Raw genomic sequence first — 9,993 nt, forward strand, 5'->3', positions numbered from 1 at the left:
GTGAAGGGCCGCACCCCGGCGGGGGTGCGGCCCTTCAGCCTTCAAGCGGTGAAGCCGTAGTTCCTACTTGCGGATCAGCGACCGCAGGACGTACTGCAGGATGCCGCCGTTGCGGTAGTAGTCCGCCTCGCCCGGCGTGTCGATGCGCAGCTTCGCGTCGAACTCGACGGTCTCACCGGCGGGGCTGACGGCCTTGACCTTCAGGGTCTCCGGGATGCCGCCGTCGTTCAGACCGGTGACGCCGGTGATCTCGAAGGTCTCCTCGCCGGTCAGGCCCAGCGCGGTCGCCGAGGCGCCCTCCGGGTACTGGAGCGGGAGAACGCCCATGCCGATCAGGTTCGAGCGGTGGATGCGCTCGTACGACTCGGCGATGACGGCCTTGACGCCGAGCAGCGCCGTGCCCTTGGCCGCCCAGTCGCGGGACGAACCCGAGCCGTACTCCTTGCCCGCCAGGATGACCAGCGGGGTGCCGGCGGCCTGGTAGTTCTGCGAGGCGTCGTAGATGTACGACACCGGCGCGTCGGGCTGGGTGAAGTCGCGGGTGAAGCCGCCTTCGGTGCCCGGCGCGATCTGGTTGCGCAGGCGGATGTTGGCGAACGTGCCGCGGATCATGACCTCGTGGTTGCCACGGCGCGAGCCGTAGGAGTTGAAGTCACGGCGCTCGACGCCGTGCTCCGTGAGGTACTTGCCGGCCGGGGTGTCGGCCTTGATCGCACCGGCCGGGGAGATGTGGTCGGTGGTGACCGAGTCGCCCAGCTTGGCCAGGACACGCGCGCCGGTGATGTCCTCGACCGGGGTCGTCTCCATCGTCATGCCCTCGAAGTACGGGGGCTTGCGGACGTACGTCGACTCGTTGTCCCACTCGAAGGTGTTGCCGGTCGGGATCTCCAGCGCCTGCCACTGCGCGTCGCCCGCGAAGACGTCGGCGTAGGACTTGTTGAACATGTCCTCGCCGATGGAGTTCGCGACGACGTCGTTGACCTCGGCCTCGGTGGGCCAGATGTCCGCGAGGTAGACCGGCTTGCCCTCGGTGTCGATACCGAGCGCGTCCTTGGTGATGTCCACCTTCATGGAGCCCGCGATGGCGTACGCGACGACCAGCGGCGGGGAGGCCAGGTAGTTCATCTTGACGTCGGGGTTGATACGGCCCTCGAAGTTACGGTTGCCCGAGAGGACGGACGTAACAGCCAGGTCGTTGTCGTTGACGGCCTTGGAGACCTCCTCGGGCAGCGGGCCCGAGTTGCCGATGCAGGTGGTGCAGCCGTAGCCGACGAGGTTGAAGCCGACCTTGTCGAGGTAGGGGGTGAGCCCCGCCTTGTCGAAGTAGTCGGTGACGACCTTGGAGCCGGGGGCGAGGGTGGTCTTGACCCACGGCTTGCGGGTCAGGCCCTTCTCGACCGCCTTCTTGGCCACCAGCGCGGCGGCGACCATGACGTAGGGGTTCGAGGTGTTCGTGCAGGAGGTGATCGCGGCGACGGTCACGGCGCCGTGGTCGATCTCGTACGTCGAACCGTCGGCGGCGGTCACGGTGACCGGGTTGGACGGGACGGCGTCGCCCGTGGCGGCGTCGTGCTGCGGAGCGCCGGCGCCGTTGTCGTCGTGACCGTACGCCGGGGCGTCGCTGGCCGGGAACGACTCGGAGCTCGCCTCGTCGACCGGGGACGCGACACCGTGCGGCTTCTCCTGCTGCGGCACGCCCGCCTTGCGGTCGTCGCCGCCGGTGACGCCCGCCTCGACGTAGTTGAGTACGTCGCGCTTGAACTGCTCGGCGGCGTTGGCGAGGACGATACGGTCCTGCGGACGCTTCGGGCCGGCGATCGACGGGACGACCGTCGACAGGTCCAGCTCCAGCTTCTCGGAGAAGTCGGGCTCGGCGGCCGGGTCCAGCCAGAGGCCCTGCTCCTTGGCGTACGCCTCGACGAGCGCGACCTGCTGCTCGTCGCGGCCGGTCAGGCGCAGGTACTTCAGGGTCTCGCCGTCGATCGGGAAGATCGCGGCGGTGGAGCCGAACTCCGGCGACATGTTGCCAATGGTGGCGCGGTTGGCGAGGCTCGTCGCCGCCACACCCTCACCGTAGAACTCGACGAACTTGCCGACGACGCCGTGCTTGCGCAGCATCTCGGTGATGGTCAGCACCAGGTCCGTGGCGGTGGTGCCGGCCGGCAGCTCGCCGGTCAGCTTGAAGCCGACGACGCGCGGGATGAGCATGGAGACCGGCTGGCCGAGCATCGCGGCCTCGGCCTCGATGCCGCCGACGCCCCAGCCGAGCACACCGAGACCATTCACCATGGTGGTGTGCGAGTCGGTGCCGACGAGGGTGTCGGGGTAGGCCTGGCCGTTACGGACCATGACGGTCCGCGCGAGGTGCTCGATGTTGACCTGGTGGACGATGCCGGTGCCCGGGGGGACGACCTTGAACTCGTCGAAGGCGGTCTGGCCCCAGCGCAGGAACTGGTAGCGCTCCTTGTTGCGGCCGTACTCCAGCTCGACGTTCTGCTGGAAGGCGCCGGCCGTACCGAACTTGTCGGCGATGACGGAGTGATCGATGACCAGCTCGGCCGGGGCCAGCGGGTTGATCTTCGCCGGGTCGCCGCCGAGCTCCTTGACGGCCTCACGCATGGTGGCGAGGTCCACGACACAGGGCACGCCGGTGAAGTCCTGCATGATCACGCGGGCGGGGGTGAACTGGATCTCCTGGCTGGGCTGGGCCTGCGAGTCCCAGCCGCCGATCGCCCGGATGTGGTCGGCGGTGATGTTCGCGCCGTCCTCGGTGCGGAGCAGGTTCTCCAGCAGCACCTTCAGGCTGTAAGGGAGGCGCGCGGAGCCCTCGACCTTGTCCAGCTTGAAGATCTCGTACGACTCGTCGCCCACGCGCAGCGTGCTGCGGGCGTCGAAGCTGTTCGCCGACACGACAGTCTCCTTCTTCAATGTGCGCGTTTCTACCGCATCCTGCCGCCACGACCCCCTGGCCATCCGCTAAGGTAAGACTTAGTTAGGTCACCCTTACCGGTCGGCGGCTGCGGTACGCCTTGGGCAGATATCTCGATGTCGAGATAACTCTAGTACATGGCCGCGATTCGGTCATGCCCGGACCGCCACTGACCGCTGACCTGTCGCAGCGAAGATTCGGTGGCTGTCGTGAGCGGACCAGGGCCCGGCCCCGCCCCCGGCCCGGCCCGGCCCGGCATCAAAGATCACCCGATGCAGAATGCCCGTATGCCGATAACGAACATGCCGAAGACGGCAGCGATCAACGACGCCGCGCCGATCAGTCGCTCCCTGGCCCGTGCCTTCGACGATGACCCGATGATGCGCTGGTTCTTCCCCGACGACTCCTCGCGCGAGACATCACTGGTCGGTTACTTCGCCACGATCTTCACCCGGCAGTACGTCGACAACGGCGTGTGCGAGTGCACCGAGGCGGCGGCGGCGTTCTGGGTACCGCCGGAGGCGCAGGCCAAGGCCGTTCCCGACGCGGAAACCATCCAGGAGCTGCAGAACATCCTCGGCGACCGGGCGGGCTGTTCAGGGACACCGTCGAGGCGGTCGCCAAGCACACGCCCCAGGAACCGCACTGGTACCTGGCCGTGATCGGCGCCGACCCCGCCGCCCAGGGCCAGGGACAGGGGGCCGCTCTGCTGCGCTCGGGGCTGGCCAAGGCCGATGCGGCGGGCCTGCCGGCCTATCTGGAGTCCTCCAAGGCGTCCAACCTCCCCTTCTACGAACACTTCGGCTTCACCGTGCGTGAGGAACTGCGGCTCCCGAGGGGCGGGCCGAAGCTGTGGGCGATGTGGCGCGAGCCGCGCCGCCCGCTCAACGTCTGAGCTGCAACCACTCAACCTCTGCCCCTTGCCCCTCCTCAGACATGTCAGAGAGGCTGGGGCCCGCATCTCACAAAGGGGGCACGCCTGTGGCCAAGGTCAGCATCAGTCTCGACGCCGAACTGGTGGTGGAAGTTATGGTTCTGGCCGGGGTCGGCTCACCCCAGGATGCCATCGAGGCGGTCGTACGTGACTACATCGCCCGTGGTCACCGCACGGAAGCGCGCACCGACCTCAAGGACCAGAATCTGCGGGATATCGACGTCAAGCCACAGGAGTCTCAGGGCTGACACAGACGGGCCTTCGTCGTTCAGTCGATGACCGCGGTGGCTTCGACCTCAACCAGATGGCCGGGTACGTCCAGTGCCGCAACGCCCAGCAGCGTGCCCGGCGGTACCGGCGTGATCCCCAGCTTCGCGGCCGCCCGAGTGACCCCCTCCAGGAACAGGGGCATCTTGTCGGGGGTCCAGTCGACGACGTACACGGTCAGCTTCGCCACGTCGTCGAAGGAACCACCGACCCCGGCCAGGGCGGTGCCGATGTTGAGGTAGCACTGCTCGACCTGAGCGGCGAGGTCACCTTCGCCGACCGTGACACCGTCGGCATCCCAGGCGACCTGCCCGGCGATGAAGACCAGCTTCGACCCGGTCGCGATCGACACCTGCCGGTAGGCATCGATTTCCGGCAATCCGCTGGGATTTACCAGGGTGATGGCCATGCTGCCTGCCCCCTTGTCGTAAGAGCCCGTGGGCTCGCTTCCACCGACCAAGACTCTCTTGGTCTCTCGTGGTTACTCAGGAACCGTAGGAGAGTGGCGGCTGACATGAAAGAACGCACTTTTCGGTGACTGGGGAACCTTACGGTGCCCCAGCAGTTCACCCGCTCTCCCCCGACTGGCGGACAAGAACCCCCACCCCCCAACCCGCCTGCCACCCCCACAACTTCCGCCACACCCACCCCCGGAATGCAACATCTCATATCTGAGATAACCTGCCGCTATGGCAGACGACTACCTCGTACGCATCGGCAAGCTCATCCGTGACGCCCGTCAGCACCGTGGCTGGACTCAGGCACAGCTCGCCGAAGCGCTGGGCACCAGCCAGAGTGCCGTGAACCGCATCGAGCGCGGGAACCAGAACATCAGCCTTGAGATGATCGCGCGCATCGGCGAGGCGCTCGACAGTGAAATCGTCTCGCTGGGGTACGCGGGACCGATGCATCTGCGTGTGGTCGGCGGACGGCGACTTTCCGGCTCGATCGACGTGAAGACGAGCAAGAACGCCTGCGTGGCGCTGCTTTGCGCCTCACTGCTCAACAAGGGCCGCACCGTGCTCAGGCGCGTCGCACGCATCGAGGAGGTCTACCGCCTGCTGGAGGTGCTCAACTCGATCGGCGTACGCACCCGTTGGGTCAACGACGGGAAGGACCTGGAGATCGTCCCGCCCGCGCAGCTCGACATGGATTCCATGGACGCGGAGGCGGCGCGCCGGACGCGGAGCATCATCATGTTCCTCGGCCCGCTGCTGCACCGCATGGACCACTTCAAACTCCCGTACGCGGGCGGCTGTGACCTCGGTACGCGCACCATCGAGCCGCACATGATCGCGCTGCGTCGCTTCGGTCTGGACATCACCGCGACCGAGGGCATCTACCACGCGGTGGTGGAGCCTTCGACCGGGCCGAGCCGTCCGATCGTACTGACCGAGCGCGGCGACACGGTGACCGAGAACGCGCTGCTCGCGGCGGCCCGCCATGACGGCGTGAGCGTGATCCGCAACGCCTCGTCCAACTACATGGTCCAGGACCTGTGCTTCTTCCTGGAGGCGCTGGGCGTACGGGTCGAGGGTGTCGGTACGACCACGCTGACCGTACACGGCGTACCGAACATCGACGTGGACGTCGACTACTCGCCGTCCGAGGACCCGGTCGAGGCGATGAGCCTGCTCGCGGCCGCCGTCGTGACGGGTTCCGAACTGACGATCCGCCGGGTGCCGATCGAGTTCCTGGAGATCGAGCTCGCGGTGCTGGAGGAGATGGGTCTCGACCACGACCGCACCGGCGAGTACGAGGCCGACAACGGGCGTACGCGGCTGGTGGACCTGACCGTACGGCCCTCGAAGCTTGAGGCGCCGATCGACAAGATCCACCCGATGCCCTTCCCCGGCCTCAACATCGACAACGTGCCGTTCTTCGCGGCGATCGCGGCGGTCGCCCAGGGCCAGACCCTGATCCACGACTGGGTGTACGACAACCGCGCGATCTACCTGACGGACCTCAACCGGCTCGGTGGCCGCCTCCAGCTCCTGGACCCGCACCGCGTGCTGGTGGAGGGCCCGACCCGGTGGCGCGCCGCCGAGATGATGTGCCCGCCGGCGCTGCGGCCGGCCGTGGTCGTCCTGCTGGCGATGATGGCGGCCGAAGGCACGTCCGTACTCCGCAACGTCTATGTCATCAACCGGGGTTACGAGGACCTGGCGGAGCGCCTCAACTCGGTGGGCGCGCAGATCGAGATCTTCCGCGACATCTGAGATGCGAATGCCGCCGCACCCCGCCTGACCTGCTATTTAGCGGGTCAGGAAGAGGTGCGGCGGCGTCTCTGGGACTTCTCTGGGACTTTGGGCCCTCGGCGGACTACGGGCCACGCTCCACGGGCTCTGCGGACCAGCCGCGGCTACGCGAAGATCGCGTCGATGGCGGCACTGCCCCGTGCGCCGGCGCGGGGCAGGAAGTGGGAGTACTTCCGCAGCGTGAACCCGGGATCGGAGTGTCCCAGCCAGCGCGCCAGGGAGACAACCGATTCGCCAGCCTCCAGTTCCTCGGATGCGTAGAAGTGGCGCAGCGCGTGGAACCCGTGCTCCCGGGACGGCTCCCACACACGAGCACCGTCGGCGCTGCCCTCCTCCAGCGGAGCAATCACGCCCGCCGTGGCCAGAGCCGGCTTCCACACGTAGGAGTTGAAGTAGTTCCGGTTGATGGCCTTCCGCTCGCGCCCCGTCGCCAGGAGGCTGTAGGTCCTCGGCCGCCGGTGTTTGGCTTCCACCGATGTCTCGGCAGGAGTCGGGTCGTCCCAGGGCAGCGTGACCGGCACCGGCGCGAACTGCTCCACATGCTGCCGGATGGCCCGGGCCACGCTTGACGGCAGCGGCACGTCCCGGACCTTGCGGCCCTTGGGAAGCGCGAAACACAACTTGGCCCGCACCATCTTGACCTGCCGCCGGACGTAGACGACTTCCTTGGCGAAGTCGATGTCTTCCAAGGCGAGCCCGAGTGCCTCACCCTGTCGGAGCCCGAGGCCCGCGCCGATCACGACGAGGAGCTGGTAGCGGGCCGGCAATGCCTCCCGTACCGCCAGCACCCGTTCCGGCGGCCACGCCTCGACCCTGCCAGGTGCGGCAGCCGGAGGGCCGACCGTGCTGGACCTACATGGGTTGCGTCCGAGGCGACGATCCTCGACGGCTGCCTGGAGGACGCTGGAGAGTGTCGCCCAGACAAGACGGATCGAGGTCGGACCGAGGTCCTTCTCCAGCCGCTTCTTCCAGTGACGCAGGACTTCCGCACCGATGGCGTTGAGCGGCTGAGCACCGAGGTGGGGAACGATGTGCCGCCGTACCCTCTGCTCGATCCGCTCGATCGTGGACGGGTCACCGCTCTGGGTGGGCCACCAGTGGGTCGCGATGTAGTCCTTGAGGGAGATGGCCCCGTCGCGCGGATCGACGAACTCGCCCCGGCGTGCATCGGTCTGGGCCTGTGCGAGCCAGGTCTTGGCGTCCTGAAGCGCGTCGAAGGAACGGTCCTTGACGCCGGGGATGCCCTTGACGCGGTAGCGGGTGCACTTGCCGTACATGGCGGTGCGGTCGCGCTTGCCGGTTTTCGGGTTCGGGCGCTTCTTCAGCCATCGGTCTTCTATGTAGCCGGCCAGATGAAACTCCTTTGCAGAGGGGCGACGGCAGCGTTCTACGGCGCTTGGGAGGCCGTCAGGCAGTGGCAAATCGGGCGGAACGCTCCTGGGGCCGGACACTGAGCGGGTTGAGGGCCGGGTTGGAGCGGGAGTCGGCCTGCTCCTGTTCGCGAACCCAGGCGTCGAGGGCTTCCACCCGATACATGACGCGGCCACGGGGTCCCATGCGGAAGCTCGGCGGTCCCTGCCGACGATGGCGCCAGACGTAGAGGGTGTGGGGTGAGAGGCCAAGGTAAGCGGCGGCGTCCTTCACAGTCAGGAAGGCCGTGTGTACGGCCACGGAAGAAGCCGTGGAGGCAAGCAGAGGTCGTGCAGGCATCGGAGGTCTCTGTGAGGTACGGGAGAGGAGAGCCGGCTGGACAGAAACGATTGCTCCGCCCAGCCGTTGCCTGTCGTGAGACAGGGAAGAATCGCAGACGAGGCGCGACTCGGAGTAGCGCTACCGCCGCCGCGCGGCCGGAGTCGGCTCGCTCGGCAGGTCAGGAAGGGCCAAGGCAGCTTCGAGTCGATCCCAAGGGATTTCGTCCCGTGTCGGCCTGCGAAGGCAGTGCGCGAAGCGTTCGGCAAGGCGAGGAGCGCTCATTCCGGCGCATTCGGCCACCGCGAGGATGTGCGCCGCCGTCTGGTCACCGTTCTTCAGCCACGCCGCGATGCATGCGTCGCGCAGGGCCGAGACATGCCTACCGAGCGGCGAATCGATTTCATGCGCTTGCAAAACCGCCACCCGCGCCTCTCGCCAAGCCTTCCGGTAGACCTGGGCCGTCAGCGGTCGTCCGTTGTCGAGAACGAATATCGCGTCATCAGGGCGGAGATCGCGCCGGATGATCTCCTCCTTCAGGATCGACTCCAACTCACGGCAGACGGGAACACGCCGTACGGCGCCTGCGCGGGCGGCCGGATCCTTTTCGCGGCGCTCTTCTGCCTGAGGGTGGACCAGGAGCCGACCGGTGCCGTCGTCTGCGAGTTCCACGTCTCGAACGCGCAGCACCAGGGCTTCCTTCGGTCGCAGTGCCGCGAGAGCGATGGACGCCAGGAAGGCCCGCAGAACGAGGCCGTTCTGTGGCTGTTCGGCGGCCCAGTCCAGGATTGCAAAGCATTGCCGATCGGCGAGATGAAACTTGCCTTCACTAACAACTGCGGCCATGGGAAAGCTCCTTGAGGGTGAGGCGTGGGGATAGACGCGGCCGTCCGGTCATCGCATGCGAAGCGCACACCGACCGAACTTCTCCAATGGTCCGGAGAATCGCCGGTTTCGGTAACCGGCGATCCCGTGCTATGTTGCGCCGCCCACGCGCACACTCTTCGCGAGCTGATCTAGGTTCACTTGCTTCGCCGCACGATTCCAGTCCCTTCCGGGATCAATATGTCTGCCGTCGGCGAACCACAACGCTGACGCCGGAATCACCAAGGTCCACCCATCGAGCACTCAGCCCTCAACGAGCGAAAGCGCCAGAACAGAGCGGGCGTCTTCTAAGAGCGTGTCCTACATGGCGAGTTGGTCGTTGGGCTTGTATGGGGAGTGGGCGGTGGGGATGGATTGTTCCGGACGGTTTGTGGGAGCTTGCGGAACCGTTGTTGCCGGCTGCGCGAGTGCGTCCGCAGGGTGGCGGGGTTGCGAATATCGATGACGAGGCGGTCTTCGCCGCGATCATCTACGTCCTGGTCAGCGGTTGTGCGTGGCGGGCCTTGCCTCCGTGCTTCGGGGCGTCGAAGTCAACCGTGCACCGCCGGTTTGTCATCTGGTCGCGGGCGGGAGTCTGGGGCAGGCTGCACCAGAAGGTTCTCCAGCTCCTGGACGAACGGGACTTGGTAGGCCTCTCCCGCACGGTCCTCGACTCCGCGCACGTGCGCGCGAAAAAGGGGGCGAACTTGCAGGTGCGAGCCCCGTGGAGCGGGGTAAGCCCGGTTCCAAGATGCATGTCCTGTCCGACGCGTACGAACTGCCCCTACGCGTCGGGCTCTCCGCCGCCAACACCCACGACAGCCAGGCGCTGAAGCCGATGCTGTCCCACTTCCACATGGGACACGAATCCCACGCAGCCGACTCCAAGCCCCAACGCCTGCACGCCGACAAGGCGTACGACGTGCCTCACCTGCGTCGATGGCTATGGGGCAAACACATCGGCGTCCGCATCGCCCGCAAAGGCATCGACTCCAGCGAACGCCTCGGCCGCCGCCGCTGGGTCATCGAGCGCACCATGTGCGCCACGAGGC

Annotated in this window: 7 protein-coding genes and 2 pseudogenes; 4 read left to right on the forward strand and 5 right to left on the reverse strand. The window is 67.0% G+C overall.

The annotated features are described in order from the left end of the window. Positions 1–63: 63 nt before the first annotated feature. Entirely contained in the window at positions 64–2,910 is a 2,847-nt protein-coding gene (locus tag J7E91_RS16415; RefSeq protein WP_214904587.1) for an aconitate hydratase, read from the reverse strand. Positions 2,911–3,216: 306 nt separating this feature from the next. Between J7E91_RS16415 and J7E91_RS16420 the strand changes: the two are divergent. Both J7E91_RS16420 and J7E91_RS16425 read left to right on the forward strand, forming a co-directional pair. Continuing rightward, positions 3,217–3,824 (forward strand): annotated as a pseudogene (locus J7E91_RS16420) (GNAT family N-acetyltransferase). Between the two features lie 86 nt (positions 3,825–3,910). Then, complete coding sequence (locus J7E91_RS16425; RefSeq protein WP_214904590.1) at positions 3,911–4,111, forward strand: DUF2191 domain-containing protein; 201 nt, start codon at positions 3,911–3,913, stop codon at positions 4,109–4,111. Between the two features lie 20 nt (positions 4,112–4,131). Here the strand turns inward: J7E91_RS16425 and J7E91_RS16430 are convergent, their stop codons facing one another. Beyond that, on the reverse strand, positions 4,132–4,539 hold the full coding sequence (locus J7E91_RS16430) for a RidA family protein (RefSeq protein WP_214904593.1): 408 nt from the start codon (positions 4,537–4,539) through the stop codon (positions 4,132–4,134). Positions 4,540–4,819: 280 nt separating this feature from the next. On the opposite strand from J7E91_RS16430, the gene J7E91_RS16435 reads away from it, so the two are divergent. Beyond that, positions 4,820–6,349, forward strand: a complete 1,530-nt coding sequence (locus tag J7E91_RS16435) for a UDP-N-acetylglucosamine 1-carboxyvinyltransferase (protein WP_214904596.1) — start codon at positions 4,820–4,822, stop codon at positions 6,347–6,349. Positions 6,350–6,492: 143 nt separating this feature from the next. Here J7E91_RS16435 and J7E91_RS16440 read toward each other — a convergent pair whose 3' ends face one another. The 3 genes from J7E91_RS16440 to J7E91_RS16450 form a co-directional block, all read right to left on the reverse strand. Beyond that, a complete protein-coding gene (locus J7E91_RS16440) occupies positions 6,493–7,713 on the reverse strand; it encodes a site-specific integrase (RefSeq protein WP_214904618.1) in 1,221 nt (406 codons plus the stop codon). Between the two features lie 82 nt (positions 7,714–7,795). Next, a complete protein-coding gene (locus J7E91_RS16445) occupies positions 7,796–8,098 on the reverse strand; it encodes an AlpA family transcriptional regulator (RefSeq protein WP_214904599.1) in 303 nt (100 codons plus the stop codon). Between the two features lie 120 nt (positions 8,099–8,218). Beyond that, entirely contained in the window at positions 8,219–8,923 is a 705-nt protein-coding gene (locus J7E91_RS16450; RefSeq protein WP_214904602.1) for a tyrosine-type recombinase/integrase, read from the reverse strand. A gap of 368 nt (positions 8,924–9,291) precedes the next feature. Between J7E91_RS16450 and J7E91_RS16455 the strand changes: the two are divergent. Next, positions 9,292–9,993 (forward strand): annotated as a pseudogene (locus tag J7E91_RS16455) (IS5 family transposase); the annotation flags it as partial.

The sequence above is a fragment of the Streptomyces sp. ISL-99 genome, from assembly GCF_018614005.1.
GTDB lineage: Bacteria > Actinomycetota > Actinomycetes > Streptomycetales > Streptomycetaceae > Streptomyces > Streptomyces flavidovirens.

What these genes read in the sequence shown, in the direction of transcription:
- J7E91_RS16430 (WP_214904593.1), bottom strand. Translation starts at nt 4,539, where the DNA reads ATGGCCATCACCCTGGTAAATCCCAGCGGATTGCCGGAAATCGATGCC.
- J7E91_RS16435 (WP_214904596.1), top strand. Translation starts at nt 4,820, where the DNA reads ATGGCAGACGACTACCTCGTACGCATCGGCAAGCTCATCCGTGACGCC.
- J7E91_RS16445 (WP_214904599.1), bottom strand. Translation starts at nt 8,098, where the DNA reads ATGCCTGCACGACCTCTGCTTGCCTCCACGGCTTCTTCCGTGGCCGTA.
- J7E91_RS16450 (WP_214904602.1), bottom strand. Translation starts at nt 8,923, where the DNA reads ATGGCCGCAGTTGTTAGTGAAGGCAAGTTTCATCTCGCCGATCGGCAA.